General features: G+C 67.1%; 19 protein-coding genes. 10 read left to right on the top strand and 9 right to left on the bottom strand.

The genetic code is table 11. The annotated features are described in order from the left end of the window. Window positions 1-14: 14 nt before the first annotated feature. On the bottom strand, window positions 15-1,304 hold the full coding sequence (locus VEY12_03540; GenBank protein HYM39207.1) for an ABC transporter ATP-binding protein: 1,290 nt from the start codon (window positions 1,302-1,304) through the stop codon (window positions 15-17). A gap of 5 nt (window positions 1,305-1,309) precedes the next feature. Further along, window positions 1,310-2,167 (bottom strand): ABC transporter permease, encoded by an 858-nt coding sequence (locus tag VEY12_03535; GenBank protein HYM39206.1) that lies wholly within the window; start codon window positions 2,165-2,167, stop codon window positions 1,310-1,312. Window positions 2,168-2,721: 554 nt separating this feature from the next. Here VEY12_03535 and VEY12_03530 point away from each other — a divergent pair. Further along, entirely contained in the window at window positions 2,722-6,381 is a 3,660-nt protein-coding gene (locus VEY12_03530) for an Ig-like domain-containing protein (GenBank protein HYM39205.1), read from the top strand. A 63-nt stretch (window positions 6,382-6,444) separates the two neighbouring features. On the opposite strand, the gene VEY12_03525 is transcribed toward VEY12_03530, so the two are convergent. Continuing rightward, window positions 6,445-7,023: a hypothetical protein gene (locus VEY12_03525; protein ID HYM39204.1), complete on the bottom strand. Its 579-nt coding sequence runs from the start codon at window positions 7,021-7,023 to the stop codon at window positions 6,445-6,447. Between the two features lie 358 nt (window positions 7,024-7,381). Here VEY12_03525 and VEY12_03520 point away from each other — a divergent pair, with 358 nt between their 5' ends. Next, window positions 7,382-7,999 carry an SDR family oxidoreductase gene (locus VEY12_03520; GenBank protein ID HYM39203.1) on the top strand — a complete coding sequence of 206 codons (618 nt, stop codon included), beginning with the start codon at window positions 7,382-7,384 and terminating at the stop codon, window positions 7,997-7,999. A 153-nt stretch (window positions 8,000-8,152) separates the two neighbouring features. Here the strand turns inward: VEY12_03520 and VEY12_03515 are convergent, their stop codons facing one another. Next, window positions 8,153-12,244, bottom strand: a complete 4,092-nt coding sequence (locus tag VEY12_03515; protein ID HYM39202.1) for a choice-of-anchor R domain-containing protein — start codon at window positions 12,242-12,244, stop codon at window positions 8,153-8,155. Window positions 12,245-12,336: 92 nt separating this feature from the next. Beyond that, a complete protein-coding gene (locus tag VEY12_03510; GenBank protein ID HYM39201.1) occupies window positions 12,337-12,918 on the bottom strand; it encodes a Rab family GTPase in 582 nt (193 codons plus the stop codon). A gap of 296 nt (window positions 12,919-13,214) precedes the next feature. Here VEY12_03510 and asnA point away from each other — a divergent pair, with 296 nt between their 5' ends. The 3 genes from asnA to VEY12_03495 all read left to right on the top strand — a co-directional run bounded on the left by asnA (window position 13,215) and on the right by VEY12_03495 (window position 15,632). Continuing rightward, window positions 13,215-14,348 (top strand): aspartate--ammonia ligase, encoded by a 1,134-nt coding sequence (gene asnA / locus VEY12_03505; protein HYM39200.1) that lies wholly within the window; start codon window positions 13,215-13,217, stop codon window positions 14,346-14,348. A 21-nt stretch (window positions 14,349-14,369) separates the two neighbouring features. Beyond that, window positions 14,370-15,188: an alpha/beta hydrolase gene (locus tag VEY12_03500; GenBank protein ID HYM39199.1), complete on the top strand. Its 819-nt coding sequence runs from the start codon at window positions 14,370-14,372 to the stop codon at window positions 15,186-15,188. Between the two features lie 258 nt (window positions 15,189-15,446). After that, window positions 15,447-15,632 (top strand): hypothetical protein, encoded by a 186-nt coding sequence (locus VEY12_03495; protein ID HYM39198.1) that lies wholly within the window; start codon window positions 15,447-15,449, stop codon window positions 15,630-15,632. Window positions 15,633-15,689: 57 nt separating this feature from the next. Here VEY12_03495 and VEY12_03490 read toward each other — a convergent pair whose 3' ends face one another. Both VEY12_03490 and VEY12_03485 read right to left on the bottom strand, forming a co-directional pair. Then, window positions 15,690-16,310, bottom strand: a complete 621-nt coding sequence (locus VEY12_03490; protein ID HYM39197.1) for a hypothetical protein — start codon at window positions 16,308-16,310, stop codon at window positions 15,690-15,692. A gap of 176 nt (window positions 16,311-16,486) precedes the next feature. Further along, on the bottom strand, window positions 16,487-16,753 hold the full coding sequence (locus tag VEY12_03485) for a GYD domain-containing protein (GenBank protein HYM39196.1): 267 nt from the start codon (window positions 16,751-16,753) through the stop codon (window positions 16,487-16,489). 238 nt (window positions 16,754-16,991) lie between these two features. Here VEY12_03485 and VEY12_03480 point away from each other — a divergent pair, with 238 nt between their 5' ends. Next, window positions 16,992-17,543 carry a hypothetical protein gene (locus tag VEY12_03480; protein HYM39195.1) on the top strand — a complete coding sequence of 184 codons (552 nt, stop codon included), beginning with the start codon at window positions 16,992-16,994 and terminating at the stop codon, window positions 17,541-17,543. 168 nt (window positions 17,544-17,711) lie between these two features. Here the strand turns inward: VEY12_03480 and VEY12_03475 are convergent, their stop codons facing one another. Further along, complete coding sequence (locus VEY12_03475) at window positions 17,712-18,131, bottom strand: hypothetical protein (protein HYM39194.1); 420 nt, start codon at window positions 18,129-18,131, stop codon at window positions 17,712-17,714. Window positions 18,132-18,255: 124 nt separating this feature from the next. After that, complete coding sequence (locus VEY12_03470; GenBank protein ID HYM39193.1) at window positions 18,256-18,717, bottom strand: hypothetical protein; 462 nt, start codon at window positions 18,715-18,717, stop codon at window positions 18,256-18,258. A 222-nt stretch (window positions 18,718-18,939) separates the two neighbouring features. Between VEY12_03470 and VEY12_03465 the strand changes: the two genes are divergently transcribed. The 4 genes from VEY12_03465 to VEY12_03450 all read left to right on the top strand — a co-directional run. Then, complete coding sequence (locus VEY12_03465; protein HYM39192.1) at window positions 18,940-19,863, top strand: transglutaminase-like domain-containing protein; 924 nt, start codon at window positions 18,940-18,942, stop codon at window positions 19,861-19,863. 139 nt (window positions 19,864-20,002) lie between these two features. Further along, window positions 20,003-20,680 (top strand): hypothetical protein, encoded by a 678-nt coding sequence (locus VEY12_03460; GenBank protein ID HYM39191.1) that lies wholly within the window; start codon window positions 20,003-20,005, stop codon window positions 20,678-20,680. A gap of 351 nt (window positions 20,681-21,031) precedes the next feature. Then, complete coding sequence (locus VEY12_03455) at window positions 21,032-21,877, top strand: hypothetical protein (protein HYM39190.1); 846 nt, start codon at window positions 21,032-21,034, stop codon at window positions 21,875-21,877. Between the two features lie 283 nt (window positions 21,878-22,160). Further along, on the top strand, window positions 22,161-22,729 hold a 569-nt coding region (locus VEY12_03450; protein ID HYM39189.1), incomplete at its 3' end, for a hypothetical protein.

Genomic DNA, 22,729 nt, shown 5'->3' with positions numbered 1-22,729 from the left:
CCTCGGCAAGCCCCTCACGCTCGCCGCTCCGGGTCCGGGAGGCGCTCGGCGGCCCAGTGATGGCGGATCAGGGTCGACCCCACCCACCACGCCTCCACCATCTTTCCGGACCCGAAGAAGTCCCCGCTCTCCACCCGCAGGTTCGCCGCGGCGGGACGCAAGAGGTCCAAGTCGTTGGGGCCCATCAGGTGAACCTCGATGGTGTACTCGCCGGGGGCGAGGGGCACCTGGGGGACGCGGCACACGATCGCCGTGGAGGGCGGCCCGAGCTGGAGGTCCTCGCCCGCCATCAGGTTGCTGAGGACCGCGACACGCCTCCCTGCGCTGTCGTCGATCCCGAGGTCCACGGCGACCGTCCCCACGGGATCGGCGCATTGAACCTCCACCCGGATGGAAAAGGTCTGACCTGACACGACCCCATCGAGCACACGCCCCGCGTCGTCGACGAAGTCCACGGCCCGAAGGACCACGCGCCCGTCGGGGCTGGACGCCAGAGCCCCGTTCGCGGGGGAGCGCTCCACGACGGATTTCAAGTACTCCTCCACCACGTAATGCGGATCGCCCTCGCAGGTGATCCGTCCCCGGGACAAGAGAATCGCCCGGGTGCAGATCCCTTGGATGGACGCCATGTTGTGACTCACGACGAGCACGGTCCGGCCTTGCCTCGTGATCTCCCGCATCTTGCTCAGGCTCTTCTTCTGGAAAGCCGTGTCCCCGACCGCCAGCACCTCGTCGACGAGGAGGATCTCCGTGTCGAGGTGGGCGGCCACCGAGAAACCCAGCCGGACCTGCATCCCGCTCGAGTAGCGCTTGACCGGCGTGTCGATGAACTTCTCGTACTCCGCGAACGCCACGATCTCGTCGAACTTCCGGTCGATCTCGGCCCGCTTCATGCCCAGGATGGCGCCACTCAGGTACACGTTCTCGCGGCCGGTGAGTTCCTGATGGAACCCGGTCCCCACCTCGAGGAGCGAGCCGATGCGTCCGTGGATTTCCCCGCGGCCTGAGGTGGGATCGGTGACGCGGGAGAGAACCTTCAGCAGCGTGGTCTTTCCTGCCCCGTTGTGGCCGACGATGCCGAGGACCTCACCCGGTTCCACGGTGAAGGAGACGTCCTTCAGGGCCCAGATGTACGGCGATCCGTCGTCCGGGTCTGGCGATGTCCGCGGTGGGCGCGGTCGGAGCCGCCCGCCGGCCCTGGAGACGGCGCCCACAAGGGAGTCCCGCAGGGTGCCGTAGCTGTACCGCTGCCCGATGCGGTATCGCTTGGACAGGTTCTCGGCCACGATCGCAGGTTCGGTCACGGCGGTCACACCACGTCCGGCAGGGTCTTCTCCACCCGAAGGAAGTAGAAGATGCCACTCACGAAGATCAGGAGGGCGACCACCACGGAGAGCCAGGAGGTCAAGTCGAATGCGAAGGCCTGGCCCAGGAGCGCCCAGCGGAAGCCGTCGACCACGCCCACCATGGGGTTCAGGGAGTAGATCCAGCGCAGGGACGCGGGGACAATGGATGCCGGGTACAGGATCGGCGTCGCGAACAGCCACAGCTGAGTGAGGAAGGGGATCGTGTAGTGGATGTCGCGATAACGCGCGTCGAGCGCGGAGAGCCAGAAGGCGATGCCCATGCTCGTCACGATCGCCAGGAGGACGAACAGGGGAAGCGCGATCGTGATTAGGGTCGGCACGAACCCGAAGTACAGCATGAGGCCCACGAGGACGATGGAGGCGATCGCGAAGTCGACGAGGGCGGCGATCACCGTAGAGGCGGGCAGGAGAATTCGGGGGAAGTAGACCTTCGTAATGAGCGCTTGGTTCGCGGTGATGCTCACGCCGCCCATGGCCAGTCCCGCGGCGAAGACTCCCCAGGGCACGAGGCCCGAGTAGGTCATCAGGGGGTAGGGAATGTTCGTTTGTTGGAAGGCCGACACCTGCCCGAAGAACAGGGTGAACACGACCATGAGGAGGACGGGCTGGAGGATCGCCCACGCCGCACCGATCACGGTCTGCTTGTAGCGGACCTTGATGTCCCGCCACGCGAAGAAGTAGAGAAGCTCCCGGTATTCCCAGAGCTCGCGGAGATCGAGGCGCCGCCATCCCTTCGACGGCCGGATGAACCGGACGGGCAGGTGCTTTGGGGCGGAGGCGACTTCCGACGACGTGGACATGGATCAGGCCCCTCCCGTGCCTCGGCCTCGTTTCCGCGGGCCGGCATCCAACGTGTCACCCTCACTTAGCCCTATGTGCGCATCCCATTCCATCCGCGGGATGCGCCCATGCCTTGCGGTATTCGCCACTCCCGTCCCGTCTTGTCGTCGCGCTATTTATATCCTCGTCCGGCCCCGAACCCTGGGCTCCGTCGCGTGCGGGAGTCGCGCGTTGCGGGGAGCGCATTCCCCGCACCGCGAAATCTTGTTTCACAGGTGACAAACAATGTTTATGAGGTTATCCGAATCGATAATCGCCAATGGGATTCACGGGCTGCTCTCAGATCCGACAATCACTTGTGAGTGGCAGACGCGAATCGGTTTATAGCGTGGGCTCAGGTGCGACCTGCCGCCCCCGCCGGCCAGCGGGGATGAGGCGTGGGGATGAGGAACATGGCCGACGAAGGCACCCGGCGCATGCGTGGCGTCTCCGAGCCGACCGCCTCTCATGCCCGGTCTCCGAAGGAGTCTGCGCGCCCTCATGATGCGTCGTCTCGGCGGCAACGGGACGGCCTTTGGCCGGCGCCCGCCTCCCCGTTCCCCAATGGAGGGGTGATCTCCTGAGCACGCGGGCCCGGACAAGCTCCATCCTCCTCCTGCTCGTCGGGCTGCTCCTCCTCCTAGGCTCCGGAGTCTCGCCGATCGGAGGCGCCCGGGCGAACACGGGATGCCCCGGGAGCACGAACGCGTTCGGTACCCAGTCCCTGACCGGCGACTGCGCGATCACCGCGAACACGGTCTGGGGCAACGGGACACTGACCTTGGCGGGCAGCCTGAACGTGAACGGGGGCGTCACGCTCACCCTGTGGAACCTTGTGGTCAAGTTCTCGCAGACGTCCGACCTCCAGCACGTGCTCTCCGTGGGCGGCACGATCCTGGTCCGGGGCGGCGGCCTGCAGTCCAACGATGCGTACCATTGGCACCTGAGCGCGTCCGGGCGCGTCGATCTCGAGCGCACGAACGTCTCCAACGCGGGGAGCGGGTCCACCGCGGGCCTCGATATCCTCGGGGCCTCGAACAACGTGGTCTCGCATTCCCGAATCACGGGCACGCGCGTCCGCATGCTGAGCAACCACAACGATTACTTCGGCTACAACAACCTGTCCAACTACGACGACAGCGCGAACGGGAACCAGCACATCCTCTGGGTCGGGTCGAACGCGACCGTCGAGCACAACTCGTTCTGGAACGTCACGGAGGGAACCCAGTCCGTCATCCTGACCTACCTGAACTGGGGGAACACCCGCTTCTTCGCGAACGACATCAAGTACCGGGCGAACGGGAACAACGCCATGGGCATCGAGGTCATCAACATCGACCACACCCAGACGACCGTCAAGCCGACGGGTTACACCGTGACGGAGACCTGGAACAACCTCACGGTCTACTACCGATCCGGCGGGTCCAACGACGTTCCATTCGACAACGAGTATTCGGAGAGGCTCTACATCGCGAACAACACGGTCTCGGGACAGACGGACGGCTGCCTCCAAGGCGGAGGCCTGGTCAACTCCCTCATGGAAAACAACAAGTGCCACGGGGACGGAATTGGCGGCTCCTTCGGCATCTACGACTACATCTACGACAACACGTTCAACGTCTTCCGCAACAACAAGTTCGACAACTACGCGAGCGGCTTGGAGTTCCAGACCGGAAACGCGACGGTGGTGGGCAACACCTGGACCAACCTCACCGGGAGCACCGTCTTCGAGTGCTCGTCCGCCCCGTGCGCGGGATCCTCGACGGCGACCACGAACAACCTCTACGCCGGGAACAGCTTCTCCTGGAAGCCCGGCTACGGGCCCGTGGGGAACATGAGTCGGTTCTTCACGACGAACTACCTCGCCAACGTCTTCGTCGGGCACACTCCCGCGTCCAACGCGCCCACTCGCTACTACGTCTCGGACTTGGGCACCTACAAGTCGTTCAACGGGGACTGGCTCTATTGGGGCAACGCCGCGTTCCGAAGCCTGACCTGGTCCAACAACACGAACGGGAGTCGCTGTCTCACGGCGACCCTGCCCTCCCTCACGGCGGTGGACTGCAAGCCTCTCGGCACGGCCCTCTCCACGTCCCTGTCGGTCGCGGGGCCGATCGACCAACACGGTTCCGTGGATCTCGCGAACAATCCCCGTCAGGCCACGGTCCTCTACAGGCTGGGGAGGGACAAGTCGACCCTTAGCTTGAAGACGGCCAACCCGGGCAGCTTCACGTTCAGCGTCACGGGCGAGTACTACGGCACGTATCGGGTCAACGTCTACAACTACTCCGGATCCCGGTGGGAGAACTTCACGAAGCTTTACACCACGCCCTCCGGCAGTGGATCCTACGCCCGGTCCATGTCTGGGTTCTACAACGTCTCCTTCGTCCTGGTGAACCTGACGTCCGGCGGGCCGCCGCCTCCGAGCGCTCCTCCCTCCGTCACGACGAATGCGGCCAACTCGATCACCCAGACCGGCGCCACCCTGAACGGGCAGCTCACGTCGTTGGGGACGGCCGCCTCCGTCGGCGTCGGGTTCCTCTGGGGCACCAGCCCGAGCCTGAGCGGCGCCGCGAACGTGACGTCGCCGCAGTCGCCCCTCGCATCCCCGGCGAGCTTCACGTACTCCCTGACGGGCCTCAGTCCCGGAACCCAGTACTACGTCCAAGCCTGGGCCAACGGGGAAGGCTTCGCGGTGGGCAGCATCCTCGGCTTCACGACGGGCGTGACCACGACCCCACCTGCCGTGAGCACGAGAGCCGCATCGTTCGTAGGCCAGACCTCCGCCACGTTCAACGGGAACCTCACGAACCTCGGCAGCGCCTCGTCCGTTGCCGTCGGGTTCCTGTACGGGACCGATCCGGGGCTGTCCGGCGCGACGAACGTCACGGCCGGAACCCGGGGCGCACCGGCCGGGTTTTCGACCGCGGTCGCGAGCCTGTCCTCCGGCGTCACATACTACGCGGAGGCGTGGGCCAACGGCGCCGGGTTCGCGACCGGGAGCATCGTGAGTTTCACCACGCTCCCCACCCCGCCCACCGTGGCCACGTTCGCGGCGACATCGATCGGGCAGACGACGGCGACCCTGAACGGAAATCTCGGGAGCCTGGGTTCCGCGTCGCCGGTCACGGTGGGGTTCCAGTACGGACCGAACGCCACCTTGTCGGGAGCCACGAACGTCACCGCGGGCACCGTCGGCTCGCCCGGTGCCTTCAGCGCGGCCCTGCACGGCCTGTCTTCGGGCACCACCTACTACTTCCTCGCCTGGGCCCACGGAGCCGGTTTCGCCGGGGGAAACATCCTGAGTTTCAGCGCGACCAACCCGGGCTCGAACGCCCCTCGGGCGATCACCGAGGCGGGCTCCGGAGTGAGCGCGAACCTCGCGACGATCAACGGGAACCTAGCGAGCCTGGGAAGCGCGTCGGCCGTCAACGTGGGCTTCCTGTACGGAACGAGCCCGACCCTGGCGGGCGCCCTGAACGTGACCGTCGGCATTGCCCAAGCTCCTCAGGACTTCAACCTCTCCCTGACCGGGCTCGGGCCCGGGCAGACGTACTACTTCGAGGCGTGGGCCGCGGGACAGGGCTTCTCCCTCGGCGGCATCCGGAACGTGACCACGGACTCCCTCGCGCCCCCCGTGGGGCCCTCCGTGCTCGGGGTCACGTACAATCCGGACCTTCAGCAGCTCGACGTGGTGTTCTCCCAGCCCATGGACCCCGCCTCCGTGGCAGCCGCGCTTTCGATCCAACCGTCCACGGAGTTCGTGATCACATGGGTGAACGCCACGCACCTCCAGGTTCAGCTGGCGTCCTCCCCATCAGGGAGCACGGTGTACAACCTGACCATCGGGTCGACGGCTCGGAACTCCGGCGGCCTCGTCATGGGCGACCCGTTCACGTTCCGATTCACCGTGACCCCTGCGGCGCCGCCCGGCAGCCCGGTGGCCGGGTTCTTCTCGAATGCGCTCCCGTGGATCACGGTTGCCGTCGCGGGAGCCGCGGTGGTCGTCTTCGTGCTCTATCGCCGGAGCCGCAAGAAGGTCCTGGCCTTGCGCCAGACCGCGCGGGTGTTGGCGCAACGGATTCAGCAGCTTCGGGCGACCTACCCGAATCCAGCCCCGGCGGGGTCGCGACAAGGCAGCGTTCGGCCGACGCGGGTCGTCAAAGGACCGGTCCCGAAGGCCCGGTCACCCTGATCGGCGTGGGCGCTCCTAGGCGCGGACCCCGGACCGCGGGCGATGAACGCATCTGAAGCAGGCTCAGCCCTGACCCCACGTGATCGAGAAGAAGAAGGATGGAGGGGCGGTCAGGTAGTCCACGCAGTAGTCATACCCGTGACCGGGCTGGATCCTCCCGGCAACCGTTCCGATGGTAATCTGGCCCCCTGCGAGCTGAAGGGGCAGGTTCCAGTCTCCAGGGCTCGTCCAGGAGGGACACGTGGTATTGGCCTTTGCGAGCGTGTCAATCAGATAGACGTCCGTCACATTCGACGGGACAGTGAACGCCGTGTACGTCACGAACCCGGAGGCCGAGCTTATCACATTGATCGCAGGATGTGTGGGGCAGGTGAAGTGGATCAAGTTTCCGCTCGCGGCACCGGTGGGCTCAATGCCCGCGGCGCATCCGTTCCACATCATGGCGACCGAGGTGTAGGTCGGCGTCTGGTTGAAGAGTACGACCGCGGCCAGGACCCCGCTCGCAAGTGTGATCAGCACCGCCCCGAGAACGAGGACCTTCGCCCAAACCGTGACCGCCTTGCGGCGGGGCGGGCGTCCCTCGTACGGTTCCTTCGCCACGGACATCAGCTCACCGACGACCTCATCATACTCGTTGCTCACAGATACTCCCCCTATCCCGAAGACTTTGGTTCGACGCCGCGGTGAAGTCAGCGCGGATCGCGGCGTCGCACGTCAGGTCCTTCCTCCCCCGATTCCGGAAATCTGCCGTGCGCCGTTCTGGACCCCAAACCTGCATAGGTTGATCCTGCAGTGGGCCTAGCGGTCCGTCGCGTGGATTCCCGGAAATCCGTCACTGTCTCGTCGTATCTAGAAGCTTTCGCTTCCGGTCCTTACCCCATCCTCTCGGGATGACGGGCGGGCGGGACGACTGAGAGGCAACCGCGACAGCCGCGGCTCCGCAACTTGATAGGGCGCGGACGGTGGTGCCGTCCCGGGAGCGGAGGCCACGAAGGTTGTCGTGTTCGGCGCCACCGGGCGTACGGGCCGCCACCTGCTCGAACAGGCCCTCGCCGCGGGCCACGACGTCACCGCGTTCGCCCGCGACCCGGGCCGCGTGCCCGTCGCCCATCCCCGCCTGAGCGCGGTGCGCGGCGACGTCCTCCGCGCGGCGTCCGTGGAGGGCGCGGTGCAAGGCCAGGACGCGGTCCTCAGCGCCCTCGGGACGCCCGCCCGACGGCCGCTGCCGGTCCTCTCCGAAGGCATCCGGAACGTCCTGGATGCCATGGAGGCCCGCGACGTCCGCCGCATCGTCGTCCTGTCCACGGCGGGCGCGATGCACGAGGATGGGGGGTCCCTCGAGGGCAACCTCGCCCTAGGCCTCGGTCGACGGGTGCTGCGGGGCCCCTTCTTGGAGCACGCGCGGATGTTGGCCGAGGTCGGGCGGAGGGACGCGGACTGGATCGTGGTCCGCGCGATGCTCCTGACGAACGGACCGCGGACGGGTCGGTATCGCGTCGCCCTCGAGGGCGTCCCCCACGGAGGTCTCCGCATCTCCCGCGCCGACGTCGCGGACTTCATGCTCACGCAGCTCGCAAGCCGCGAATACGTTCGCCAGATGCCCGCCATCGCGTACTGAGGTCCGAGCCCGGCATCCCATCCGTCCGGGACGTGGAGCTCGTCCGGGCGACCCGAGACCACGCCGGTCCCGGGGAACGGCACGGGACCTCTCACCGGCCCGCACACCGGGTTCGTGATCGGGCACCGCATGGGGCAGACCGTGAACCCGCCTTCAGCGGAGGAGCCGATGCCGCAGGAACTCCCGCACCCCGAGGATCCGATCGACCTCCCCGTTGAACTTCGCGAGGACGTCCCCGTACTCCTTCTCGATCCGCGCGAGGGCGACCTTGAGCTTCGATTCGACCCCATGCGTGTCGCGGCCCGACGTGACCGCGGCCAGGAAGATGTCCTTCCCGCGCACGATGAGGACGTGGTAGTCCCCGAATTCCAGCTCGTGGAGGCTGCGGTCCTCCCCGAGCTTGAACGCGTCGCGCACGAAGTCCTGGACGCCCGTGAGCATGCCGCCGACCAGGTCCGGGTCCTTGTCCGGGGCGAGCTCCCGCGAGAGGTGGTCGATGAGGAGCCCCGCACTGGTCATCACGAACACCTCCTCGATCCGCGAGCTGCGCCTCCGGTAGACGAGGAACGCGACGGCTCCGGCCGCGGCCGCCACGCCGACGAGCACGTACGGCCACACGGACGGCGGCGCCGCGACGGCCACGACGACCGCGGTCGACTGCGCGCTGCCCACGACGGCCCCCTGGCTGTTCGTGAAGACCGCGGTGATCAGGTTGGGGATCTGCGTGCCCACGGCGACGCCCGCCGGGACCTGGACGAACAGGGTGATCGCCTGCTCCTCTCCGGGCTGGATCTCCGTGTACGTCCAGTTCAGGCTCTGCGTCCCGCTCGGCACGACGCTCGACGTGTACGAGAAGACCTTGAGGTTCGCGTCCAGGGAGTCCGTGAGCCAGACCGTCCTCGCGGGCGTGCTGCCCACGTTCTTGACGCGCAGGGTGTAGTAGAACGTCGTCTCGGCGGGCACCGCGCCCACGCTGGTCGCGAGGCTGAGCTGGATCGCGGGGACGACGAACGTGGCCCGAGCCGTCGTCGTCACCACGGGCCCGAGGTTCCCGTTCGCATCCGTGTACGTCGCGGCCAGGGAGACGGTCTCCGTGGTCCCGTTCGCGACGCTCCCCCGGGCGGCGAGGGTGAGATTGAACGCCCGCGATCCCAATCCGAATCCGGCCCAGTGCCAGGCGATGTGGCCGCCGGCCCCGCTCCGCTGGCCGTCCGAGGAATCGGAGACGTACAGGAGGTCGTTGGGGAGGGTCGCGTTCAGCCAGACCCCGCCCGCGGCTCCCGTGCCTTGGTTCGTCGGATCGATCCGAATCGTGATCGGGGCTCCGCCCTCGACCACGCCATCGGACGGCGACACGGTGACGAGGAGCCTGGGTCCGGCCACGGTCGCGTTCACCACGTTCAGGAACACGACGGGCTGGGGATTCCCGAAGCGGTCCGTGTACACGATGGAGCCGGACATGGTGAGGACGGCCCCGTCGCTCGCCCCGGAGGCCACGCTGAGGTTCAGGAAGATCCGCCGCGGTCCGAGCCCCACGCCGGACAAGACGAAGATCGCCGCGGAGCCGGAGACCGTCACGGGGAGGCTCGCGTCCCGCACGCGCAGGCTGGGGTCCAAGATGAGCGTGGCGACGAGGCTCAAGGCGGCCTCGTCCCCGTCGTTCGTGAAGTTCAGCGTCGCAGGCAGGAGGTCCCCGGGGGTGACGAGGGATCGAGCCAACCGGATGGACGCGTTCGCGACCTCCGGGGCGATCACCCGGACGGATACGGCCGCTGCCTGCGTGGGCATGAGCGCCTGCCGAGCGTTCGTGTAGGTCAGGACCGCGCTACTCGCGAGGTTCTTCCCGCGAGGCAATCCGGACCCCCCGCGGACGGTGACGTTGACCGCCCCGGACGCCCCCGACCCGAAGCTTGACCATTCGATGTCGACCCCGTCGGGGACGGGGGCGGAGGTGCCGCCGACGGAACTCGAGGAGTCGGAGACGTACACGAGCCCCGCGGACCACGACACGTTGAGCCAGACGTCCGCGGCGGGGTCTCCCGTGTTCTGCAGGGTCAACGTGAGGACGAACGTCTCGTTGGCATGGATCGTCGCGGTCGAACTCGAGAAACCCAGGGCCAGGACCGGACCTTGGAGGATGACGGCCGCCGAGGCGGCGAGGGAGGGCCAGAGATGCCCCTTTTCATCCGTGTGGTTCAGGCCCGCGCGGGTCAAGATGCTGGGCGCGGGCGGGATCCCGGAGCGGACCGTGACCTCGACGAGGAAGAAGTGGCTGCCCACGCCCACGTTGGTCCACGTCCACGCGGTCGGGCCCGTCCGGTTCGACTCCGCGGAGCTCGTGACGAACAGGAGCTGGTTGGGCAGGGTGAGGTTGATCCACGCGCGTCCCGCGGGGCCGCTGCCCGTGTTGTTGTACCAGACCGCGAAGAAGAACGTGTCCCCGCTCAAGGCGCTCGACTGGGTGGGAACGAGGACGAGGTCGAAGGACGGCGCTCGGACGAGGGCCGTGGCCGTGGCGTACGCGAGCACGCCGTTGCCCTCCTCGACCATGATCTCGATCGCGTACGTCCCGTTCGCGAGCGCCGGGCCGTACGCCGCGCCGAAGAGCTTCCATGCGGAGACGTTGGAGGCCAAGAGGGTCATCGGGACGAAGTTCAAGACGCGGGAGCCCATGGGATCCGTGAGGTTGATCCACGCGCCCGCGATCTCCGCGGCCCCGAACGGATCGGAGACGTTCGCGCGGACGACGAGGGCGTCCTTCGGCGACCACACGACGGCAGGACCGGACGCGTCCCGCAGGCCCAGCACGTCCACCTGGACATAGGTCGTCGTGAGGACGTCCATCTGGGACGGCGTCGCCGTGGCGTTGACCGCCAGGAGCGCGTCGTCCTGGGAGGAGGTCATGTCCTTGATTCGCAGGAGGACCTGATGGCCTGCGGACACGTTGAGGTCCAGGTTCGGGAAGGGGAAGGAGAAGGCCTGGTAGCCGGGGATGTTGTCCGTGGTCACGCGGAGCTGCTCGTAGGCGACCGCGGTCTGGCTCGCCCCTACGACATCGAGGAGCGTGAAATTCATGTCCAGGTTCCTCGTGAGATGGGATCGCGAATCCAGGTAGAGGACGGAGGTCACGTTGAGCAGGCGGAACGTGCGGCCGAGGGGATTGACCAGGAGGAAGTCCACCGCCGCGCCGCCGCGAGGCACCTGGTACACGACCTGGGACCCGGCACCTCCCGTAGGCGGATCCGGCACGAGGGACTGGGGCGGCCCGGGGTTCCCAGGCACCAGGTACAGCTGCTTCCACTGAAGGCCGATGACCACGGAGGCCGCCGCAATCCGAGGCGGCATCCGGACGCCGGTCGCATTCGTGAACGTGAGGGTCGCCCGGTTCGTGAGCGTGGTGCCCGGGGCCACGCCGACGTCCACGGCCGCGGTCATGGAGAACGCGTGCGGCCCGTAGGCCAGGCTGGCGAACGTGTAGTTGGGAAAGCCCGTGATCGCCGGGACGGAGCCGGCGGTATCCGAGACGAACGTGAAGCCAACGGGCAGCGTGTCGTTGAGCCAGACGAGCGGCGCCGCGATCGTCCCCGTGTTGTTCATGTACAGCGTGAAGGTGACCGCGTCCTTGGGCCGAGCCCTCGGCGCGGAGCCCGTCATCGCGACGGACACGTTCGCGTCCGTCTGGCGACCGTACGTCAGGAACCACATGTCCGTCGGCGTCCCGGGGTTCGTCCAGCCCGTGCCCGTGTTGAGCATGGCCTTCCCCCCCGCGTACGTGTCGTTGTTGCTGTGATGCCACTCGTAGCCGTTGGCCGATCCCCCGCCTTTCGTGGCGACGATCCAGTAGAGCGTGCCCTGGACAAGGGTCGGGGTCGGCGTCAGGGGCACGTTGACCGGGCCCACCGTGGCCGCGGCCAGGGCCGTGGCCCAGGCAAGGAGCGAGCCGGAGGGCACGCCGGCCGCGTCCGGCCGGACCGTGATGTTGACCACGTTGCCGCCCCCGCCCGGGTTCCGTAGGCGCAACGTGAGGTTGAGCAGGATGTACGTCGAGGAGGCCGTGAAGGACTGCGCCACGCTCTCGCCGGACCAGACGAGGAAGAAGGGGTCCCCGGACCCGATGACCGTGTTCGAGTCGAACACGCGCGGCGCGATGGCCATCGCGGGACCGGCGAGGAAGGCGGCGCCTGCGGCGGCCAGGAGGAGGAAGACGGCCAGCACTACGCCGACCCGGGTCGGAGGCCCACGCATTCGAAGCCTCCAGGTGACGTTCCCCACGTGGCTCTTGAATCCCCACGGGGTCGTTATCGGGGCTGATTGCGGATACCGGGGGGGCGAGGGACCTACTGCGCGAGGGTCCCGGGAGCCGTGCCCGGGGCCTGGGACATCACGGACTCCAGGACCGCCCGCGTGAGCCGGAGGAACGCTTCCTCCACATGCTCCCCGGTCTTGGCGGAGGTGTAGAGGAGGTCCACGGGGCCCGTGCCGCCGAGGGCCGCCATCAAGTCGGCGTCCGTGGTCACGCGGCGATCCGCGAGGTCGATCTTGTTGCCCAGGACGACGACGCGGAACGCGCCGACCGCGTCCTGCATCCGCGCGATCCACTCCCCGAGCGTCGACAGGGTTTCCTTGCGGGTCACGTCGAAGACCGCGAGGACGCCCTGGGTCCCGTGGAAGTACGCGTCCCCGAAGAGGTCGAGGAACGCCCGCTTCCCCATGATGTCCGAGATGATCAGGTCCGCGACGACCGGGCCTGCGGGGAGATCCACGTTCACCGTCTTCTTGGAGACGACGAACCCGAGGGTGGTGATGTACCGATCGTCGAAGGAGTGCGACACGAACCGGTGGACGAGGCTCGTCTTGCCCACGGCCTGCTCGCCGATCAGGGTGAGTTTGAGCTTGACCTGCCTGGTCGGCGCGGACATCCCTCGGTCCCAAGACCGGTCTCCGTCGAGCCGCAGGCCTGTATTTGACTCTGCCGGCTCGCTTTCTGCGCACGGGAATGAGCTCGAGCCGCCTGGCGCCGAGCCGGGTTCGCCCATCTCGTCCGAGGCCACGCGTCCGAGGCACGGGTGTCCTGCGGCTCAGCCCCAGATCCGGGACGACGCTTCGTGGGCACGACCGTCCCCGCAAGCACCCGTCGGTACTGCGTCATCAATACGACAAGCACCTATACCCCGACGAAGGTCGAGGGGACCCATTGGCCATTGAGGTGCCCCTCATGATGGATGCGAAGAAAGCGGATCTCGCGGGCCCGGGGATCGGGAGCTACGAGGACCTCGAGAAGGTCCTGCCGAACGACTACACACCCCTGCTCGACCCGCGGGAGACGCAGCGTGCCGTCTTCGCGGTGAAGCAGTACATCGAGGAGCACCTGTGCAAGGAGCTCAACCTGATGATGGTCCAGGTGCCGCTCATCGTGGACGTCGAAAGCGGCGTGAACGACATGCTGGACCGGGACGGCTCGCGCACGCCCGTCCAGTTCCACATCTCGAACGACCACGACCGCCACCCGGTGGACGCCCAGGTCGTGCAGGCCGCGACGAAGTGGAAGCGCATGGCGCTCAAGCAGTTCGGCTGCCAGGTCGGCGAGGGCATCTGCACGGACATGCGCGCCGTGCGGAAGGACTACTTCCTGGACCACGACCACAGCGCGTACGTGGACCAGTGGGACTGGGAGAAGGTGATCCGCGAGGAAGACCGCACGCTGGACACGTGGAAGGACACGGTCCAGAAGATCTGGAAGGTGATCCGCGGCGCAGAGGCGCTCGCGCGCCGACGCTTCCCCGCCCTGCGGTCCGGCCAGATGCCGCCGCTGCCCGACGCGCTCCGGTTCATCCACGCGGAGGACATCCTGGACATGTACCCCGACCTGCCGCGGAAGCAGCGCGAGACGAACCTGGTCCAGAAGTACCCCGCCGTCTGCATCCTGGGGATCGGCTGGCCCCTCAAGGACGGCCTGCCCCACGAGATGCGCGCGGCGGACTACGACGACTGGGTCGCGGAGACCCGGTCCGACGACGGGCGGCCGATGCACGGCCTCAATGGGGACATCCTCGTCTGGAACCGTGTGACGCGTCGCCGGCACGAGCTCATGTCCGGCGGCATCCGCGTGACCGCGGAGACGTTGCGGACGCAGCTCGAGATGTCCGGGCAGCTCGCGAACCTTCGGCTGCCGTACCACCAGGCCATCATGAAGGGCGAGATCCCCCTGAGCGTCGGGAGCGGGATCGGGCAGAGCCGCACCCAGATGCTGCTCCTCCGGAAGGCGCACCTCGGCGAGGTCTCCGTAGCCGTCTGGCCCCGGATCCTCAAGGAGATGTCCGCGCGCCGGAACATTCGGGTCCTCGAGTGAGGCACGCGGGAGGCCGACAGGATGCCCGTCGTTAGGGCCAACGGTGTGAACCTGTACTACGAGCGAGCCGGCGAGCATGGAGAGCCCATGGTCCTCATCCACGGCGCCTGGTTCGACCGTCTCAACTGGAATCCGGTCGTTCCTGGACTCTCCCACGCCTTCCGAGTCGTGACCTACGACCGGAGAGGGCATGGACAGAGCGAGACGGTGGCCACGCAGGGAAGCACCGAGGAGGACGCCGCAGACGCTGCGGCCCTGCTCACTCGGCTAGGCATGGTTCCGGCGCACGTGGTCGGCCACTCGACCGGTTCGATCGTCGCCTTGAAGATGGCCGCCGCACAGCCCCAGGTCGTTCGTAGCCTGATCGTGCATGAGCCTCCTCTCATGGGGCTGCTGGCCAATGACCCCTCGACCGCACCCATGCTCAGCGCACTACGGATTCGACGGGCGGCGGTCGCGAAGCTCCTCGAGGCGGGCGATCGGGAGGGAGGGGCCCGTCTGTTCGTGGACACCTTGATGGCGGGACCGGGAGGATGGGATCGAATGCCTCCCCAGATGCAGGAGACATTCATCCGAAACGCAGACAACTTCCTCGACGAGATGCGGAACCCGTCGGACGCCAACATCGACCTGAAGGCGCTTGGCCGTTTCCAACGGCCTGCACTGCTCTCCTACGGCGGACGGAGTCCCCCGTTGATACGGGCCATCATCGACATCCTGGCGCAGGCGATTCCCGGTTCGAAGGTGGTCTCGTACGACGAGACCGGGCACAACCCCCACATCACCCACCCCGAAGAGTTCACGAGGACCGTGACGGCCTTTGCGAAGTCTTCGGGATGAGGTCGCGCACACTCTGGGTTCTCGAGAGGAACGCATCGGCGCGCCTCGAACCCAAAGTTCTTCGCCTGCACCGGCCTGAATGGGACGATGCCCCATCGGACCTGCCTGGTATGTGGACTCGACCTAGATACTCTCGAGTCCAGCCGAGAGGTCCGTGCGTGGGAGGACCCGGCCCGGGGCGTCATGGAACTCGGTATCTGGGCGGTACAGCCCTCGAGGCGATTGGTCCTGTTGCGAACCGACCCCGGGGGGAAAGGCGTGATGCGGGGGGCGTGGTGGGATGCCATGACGTGCGCGGAACGGACGCGGTTCCTGCGCTCCGGCCTCAAGCCGGAGGGCTTCCAGATCCTGTTTCCCATGCCGGTGCTGACCTCGCTGATTCACACGGACTGGAACCGTTTCAACCGGCGCATGAGGCGGGAGCTCGAATCGCTTCGAGGCTAGCCGTGGAGGACCAAGCCGCGCCCCGTTGATGTGCCCCTCGAGTCGATGCGACACCGCTTAAGGACCTGCAGGCTTCTCGTTCGCGGCTCGGCGACGCTTCCCTTCAGGCCGCTTGTGGGGCGAACGGGGCGGAGCAGTTCCTCCCTCGAGACCGTCCCGGAATAAGCGGGCTTTGGCAAACCTGATTCTGGCGAACCCGGTTCTGTCCCACCGGACGATCAGGAAGCCCAGGACGATCAGGTCAGCGCCCAGAGCCGCCAGCGCGATGCCTACGAGGCTGACGGAAGGCTCGCAGACCAGCGCCGTTGCGGAGGCTCCGGCGGTGGACGAGGCGATCAGGCCCGAGGCGGAGCATGCGAACCACAGGAAGTACATTCCAACCAAGAGTGGCAGGACACCGAGGACCGCCAGAGCGATGCCTTTGTGTCGACTGTTCATGTCCGGCCAGATGCCGAAAATCTTCTCCCCCGGCCTTCGAAGGTGCAGGCCGACCGTCATGGTGACGAGGCCCGCGAGCGCCACGATGGCGGCGACCACGAAGAGCGCGATGAACGCGTTGAGGTCGAGTCCGTAGCCGAGAAAGAGCCTCAGCTCCAGGACAGCCGAAATGAGGAGCAGTATCGCTCCTACGGAGAAGATCCGCGACCCGCGGCGACCATGGGCGCCCGCGTATGGCATGCCGACAGCCCCATCCTCTCGTCGCGGCAAAGCCCTTCCGGCCCACTCGGGGTCAGACCGCGCATCACGTCCCCGCTCGCTCGCACTGCCGGCTGCGTGGTAGGCTGTCACCGATTCGGCTTGCGCGGCTACCTCGTTCGATGCAGCGCGCCCGAGTCACCGCCTCGCAGAGTGGCCTAGTCTAGGAGCTTATCCACGTCTGCCCGGGTCAGGGCGAGCATGGTCTCCGTGACGACATACTCCGGCGCCTTCGTAAGCGCCTTCATGGCGGTCTTCTCGTCGGGGGCCTCGAAGATCCGCACGGCATCGTAGCGGCCGAACGACCAGTACAACGCGAGGTTCTTGATTCCCATTTTTGCCTGGAGTGCGAACGTCTTGTCCGTCTCGGCCAGGTCCGCTTTCGTCGGCTTCCTCCGGAATTTCACCAGCGTGATGAAGATCATGACGGGCGGCATCGCCCATGGCATATTTAGGCGTGCCTAAGTGACCCGAGACGCGTCCCTGCGGGCGCGGGGGCTGCCGCCCGAATCCAGCCGCGAAGCTCCTCGTCCGAGGCGACGCTCACCGGCACGTCAGGAACCCTCCCATTTCAGGAACTCGCCTCGGAGGCTGACGAGCCGTTCCTGCGCGAACGGAACCGAAAAGTATCAGCCGCGCCACGGGCTTGACGGCCCCGAAGGGATGACGTATAAGGGAGCCGGCGTCGGGGTCCTCCTGGTGGGCCTCCTCGCCGCCATGGTAGGGTACGGCGCGTGGTCCTACGCCGTGTGCTCTCCCAGCTTTGCCTCGTACTGTCTGCACGTGTATCCCTATCGCGACGTAGGCACGTTCGCCATGGTCTTTGGCGGAGTCCTCTCGGTCGTCGGGATCGTGATCCTCGCGCTGTCGCGGAAGCTTCCTCGAGCCTCGGACGGTGTCAGACTCTTTCACGTTCCGAGGGCGGCCAGGGCTAGGGTCGGGGCGGTCCTCCTCGGGATTGGCCTGATCCTCGCCGCGGGGTTCGGGGTCTGGTTTGCGCCCATCCGCCTCTACGACATCGGCCACGCGCAGCAGGGAGCTAGCTGCAGAGTCCCGCCCCAGAGCCAGGCCTGCGCGGACCTCGCGAACCAGGCGCTACTCTGGAACGGGGTCATCGTGCTCGCAGGCCTCGCGTTCGTGGCCGGGGCGTTCCTGCTGATCCCATGGAGGCGCCGGGTCGCGCGCGACGGAGAGCCTCGGCCGCCCGGCGTGTAGCTCTCGGGGACCTCCCATCCACTCCTCCGTTGCGCGGGCGGACGGCCCCAGAAACCCAAACTTGCCACCGGAGGAGCGGAGCGTCGCACCGCGCTCGCGGCAAAGCCGTTCAGGCCCGACTCGGGGGCGACTGGCGAGGCACGGTGCCCCGGCCTCCCGGGTCGCGGCTTACTCGTTGCGGCCGAGACCCGAGACAGAGGTCGGCATCCACGTCGAGGGAATGTCCTGAACCAGGGTGAGGTTGCCTCGGATGACGTGCGAACCGCAGCCCACGAACCCAAGGTACATCCAAGCGGCTTGCGTCGACCGCGGCCGCAGGTAGAAATAGGAAATCCCCGTCGACATGTTGTCCGCGTAGACTTCGAGTCCTGCCCGCACGTACGAGGCGCGCGGATTCACAATCCGGAAGGAGTAGTTGTAGGTCGTCATGCCTCCGGAGCACCCCTCGTAGGTGGTTGTGGCGGACACGAGGACCACGTCCGGCTCTGGCCCTGGCGGCAGGGACGCGAAGACAAGGATGCCGGTCAAGGCCACGAGGGCGACGACGACCGCTGCGGTGAGCTGCACGTAGAATCCGTGCGGAGGCATCGGCCGCGAATCGGTCGGCGTTCGAGTCCCTCCACGCTGCGATGCGATATGGACCTGTGGCGGCATAGCCCTTCCGACTCCCTAGGGACAACCGGGTCCGGCGGACCGTCCCATCCTCCCGTCGTCACCGACGAATCGCATGGGCGAGCCCGGCGAACGCAACGAAGAACCCGACCGCCTCGACGATTCGCCCAGCGAGGTCAAGGGAATACAGCACTTGGTAACCGACGAGGAGTGGTTGGGAGGAGTTGGAGTAGAGACTGAACACGCCGAAGGCCACGAACCCGGCGGCAACGAGCGAACCCCCCAGGACTAGGATTGCGAACGTCCGGCGCGTGATCCGCCGCGGCGCCCTGCACGGGTCTCGGAAGGCGATGGCAACCCCTACGAAGACGAGCAGAAAGCCCGCCGCCGAAAGCACGGCTCCGATGGCCGTGAGAGTCCCGACTTCCTCCAGGAGTCGCTGAAAGACGGCGGGGGGCATCGACCCGGTGTACAACCCGCCGAACACCACCCCGATGTCCCACAAGGTGTTCCCCGTGACGACCGTGCCGAGGGCGACCGCGAGTCCCCCCACGACGACCATCCAAGAACCCCACCCGCGGCCTCGCATTCCCGGCGTCGGCACGGGCATCGGTGGCGGTGACGCAGTCGGTTGCATCTCTCCACTCCCCGCGGCCGCATCGCCCCGTCGCGGCATAGCCCTTCCGGCGGAGCCGCGGGCGATCGTCGGTCGACGCCAGAGGGTCATGCGTCGAACCTGGCCTCCGGAGAACGATTATAAGGTGGCGCGAGCGTTCGTGGCCTGATGCGCGACCGGACGGTCCGGCTCCCCGCGGGAGTCGCAGGCTACACGCGCCAGAGCCCCTTCACCGACCCCGGAAGGGGGCGCGGGCTCTACAACAACCTCGCGACCAATGTGCCCGACCTCTGTCGAGCCGTCCAGGGACTCATCGTTCACTACAAGGACCCGAGGCTTGGACGGACCCGACCCTCGCGGGAGCGGATGAAGGAGGTCGATCTGCGCCTGGTGTCGAAGATGCTGACCCGGATCAAGGCGTTGGACGCCCGCCCTCTGACGGAGCCACGCCCCGTCGCACGTCGGATCGTGGGCTGTTGCCGCGATTTCGCCGTCCTGTTCTGTTCGATGGCCCGCCACCAGGGGATCCCGACCCGGGTCCGGGTCGGGTTCGCGACGTACTTCCGCGACCTCCCCGCCGAGTTCCACGTCGACCATACAATTGCGGAGGTCTGGGATCGGACGAGCGGCCGCTGGCGGCTCGTCGACCCCGAGCAGAGCGAGCCGCTCGCGCGGTACAACCGGTTGACGTTCGACCCGACCGACGTGCCCCGGGACCGCTTCCTCGTCGGAGGTCGAGCCTGGCAGATGTGTCGGCGATCGGAGGCGGACCCTCTGTCGTTTGGCGTGGAGCCTCGAGGCCCCCTGCGGGGCTCCTGGTTCGTCCGAACGCGCCTGCTTCTCGACCTCGCGGCCCTCAACCGACGCGAACTGCTGCTCTGGGACAGCTGGGGACCCATGAACCCGGACGCGGAACCCACGCCGCGCGAACTGCGCCGGTACGACCGCATCGCCGACCTCACGCAAGGAGGCAACGAGGCGCTCGGGCCGATTCACCGGATGTTCGTTTCGGACCGCACGCTGCGCCCTCCCCGGACGGTCTGGACGTTCAGCCCGGTGGCGCGTCCGCGGCGCAGCCGGCTGCCCGCGTAGGGCCCTGGGCGCCGCGAGCCGTCCTCCTCCCGCATCACATCACGGTGATGTGGCCATCGATCCAGCCGGGCGCCGTCATCGCCGTTAGGCTGACCCGGTTCGCGTAGGTTTAAGGAAGGCGTCGGCGGTCCCACCGCCCATGAGTCTCGCAGGTGCCGCGGTTTCCCTCGGAGCCACCGCCGTGAGCGTGCTGTTCTCGGCCCTCGTGTTCCGCCAGTGGCTCGGCCGCCGGAAGCGGTACCAGCTGGCCTGGTCCGTCGGCCTCGGGCTCTACGCCCTCGCGGCCTTCACCCAGTTCCTGGCCGAAGCCTACGGTTGGAGCGAGGGCATCTACAAGGTCTACTATCTGGTCGCGGCCCCCTTGGTCGCGGTCCTTGGGGTCGGATCGCTCTTCCTGGTGAGCCGCCGGGGCGGGTACGCGTTCGCGGCCTACACGGCGGTCTTATTCCTCGCGTTCGCGTGGATCCTCGCGAACGCGAGCGTGAATGCGAGCGCCTTCCTCCTGCCGATTCCGGGCGGGGACGGCTTCGCGGAGTCGGTCCGCCTCTGGTCGCCCGTGTTCACGATCCCGGGGAGTCTCGCCCTGATCGGCGTGGCCGCCTATTCCTACTGGAAGACCCGCCTCGCGTTCAACGCCTGGATCGCCATCGGCGCCCTCGTGGTCGCCGCCGGAGGCTCCCTCGCCCGGTTCGGGATCCCGTGGGCCCTCTACCTGAGCGAGCTCATCGGCATCGCGCTCATGTTCTGGGGCTTCCTCGCGAGCCAAGAGGTCTCCAGGGTGGCCCTGTCGACTCCGAGACAGGCGCCGTCGTCCTGACCGATGGGAGCCCTCCAACGGCCCGCGCACGCATCGCCCGTCCGGGCCGACTCGGGGACGCGAACGATGCGGGACACGGTGCTTCGATGTCGACTCGCTCCGAAGGCCTGGTGGGCGGACTCGTTCACGGGGTGTTCACGAGATGGACCAGGATCCCCACGCCAATCGCTGGCAGGAAGAATCCCGTGACGCTGGCGTGGCAGCCGAAGAACCGGTCGGGCCTAGGACGAATGAGTCCCACCATGACGAACCCGGCCTCCGCCCTCGAACCAAGCTCCCAGGATCGAGTGGAACACTTTTTGACGGGCTCCCCGATAGTTTTTAGTGGGCTCGCGCCCACATCTCCCTCGCATGCTGCGGCGAGCGAACGAGCACGAGGCTGCGGCCTTCTTCCTGGTCGAGCGGACCATGCGGCGGACCCAGCCGCGCATGGGCTCCCTCGGCCTCGCTACGGTCGAGGGTCCGGACGGCCGGATCGAGCGCGGCTCCCTCGGCCACCTCCGCGTCCGCTTCGACGGACGCGACTCCGACGCCGAGCCCGAGAACCTGCTCGACAGCCGCCCGCCCTCCGAGACCGAGGTCACGTTGTGGCAGGGGCTTGAGAAGCTCATGGTCGTGGCGAACCCCATCGCGGATCCCGGCTGGACGCTCGTCTCCATGCGCATCGGGTCGCGCGTCCTCCGCCGGCTCCCCCACGGAGGCGTCCTCACGTCCGCGCCCAAGGGCACGCCCCCGTTCCGGGGCGCCTCCGACCTCACCCGCTCCCGCCTGTCTCCGAAACCGGAGATCCCGCGGCCCACCGAGGACGAGCTCCTTCGGTCGATCGACGGGTTCCTCCTGCAACGGGACGGCGATGAGGGGTGGGCTCCCGGGGAGCTCCTCCTCCCGTGGAAGCCCCCGCGGGCCTCGAGCCGCCCCGCGAGCCATATCGTGTCCGCGAGCCTAGGCAATGGCCACCGCCACGGACGGTCCAAGTGGCATAAGTGCCCTTTGTGCCACACGCCCGTGATCAAGGGTGAATTCAACCCGCGGATCCCGTACGGCTCCATCCGTCCGGGCCAAGGCGCGATCCGCGACCTCCGCGGCGGCTACCTGTCCCGCCTCCGGGAGACGTACATCATCGGCGACCCCGAAACGGTCCTTTCAGGTTCCGAGTCCTCCCTCGAGTCCCAATCGGAGTCACAGAGCCAGACGTAGTCGTCTGTGGCAGAATCTATGCCGCTCGTGCGAGGCTGGCAAAGCCGGCCCGGAGTTTCAGATAACGAGTTCGAATCCCCGCGGGATTCAAACTACTGAAAGGAAGAAGATGCCCCGAACCCCATCGCCTCCAATCGCTGGAAGGGCTTGCTGCGATAGCATTGCAACAGCCCGTTCCCCCAGTGACGGGCTCGGGCTTTAGGGACTCCATCACGCTCAGCTGAGCGGGGACTAGTAACTATCATGTAACCGTGAGACACTGAAGCACGCGTGGGGGTTCATCGTGGAGTCCTATCGGGTGACTCGAAAGTGTGTCGTCGCATTTGCGATCGCCATTTTCGTTTTGGGTTGGGTCGTCGCGCTTCCGCCCGCAGCCGCGGCCAAGGGCGGGTACCTCGCCTATAATGCCGCGACCCACACGTACACGGTCAAGCCGAACGGGGTCGATGATACGGCGAACATCCAGGCTGCGTTCGACGGCTGCGCTTCTTCGAGTTCGAGGTGCACCGTTCAGCTGACGAAGGGCACGTTCTACACGGCCCAGATCGTGGCCCACGAGTTCCGCGGGAGCTTCCTAGGCATGGGCGAAGGGAGGACCATAGTACAGGCACTCCCTAACTTGCCATCGCCCACCGCCGATCCCTTCTGGACCGTCCAGCCCGGTCCCCAGAACCCCTGGCCCGACATGTTCGTCTTTCTTAACGGGAGCTTTGCGGTTACGGCCATGACCCTGAGCGAGCCGTATGACGTACCGACACAAGGATGGTTCTGCTGCGGCCTACCGGCGATTGACGCGCTCCACGCGGCGATCATGATCACTGGGGAGCACGCTGACGTCGCAATCGAGCATGT

It is taken from the genome of Thermoplasmata archaeon (genome assembly GCA_035632695.1).
Classification (GTDB): Archaea; Thermoplasmatota; Thermoplasmata; order RBG-16-68-12; family RBG-16-68-12; genus RBG-16-68-12.
The sequence above is the reverse complement of the archived record's forward strand: the minus strand, read 5'-3'. Positions and strand labels throughout refer to the sequence as shown.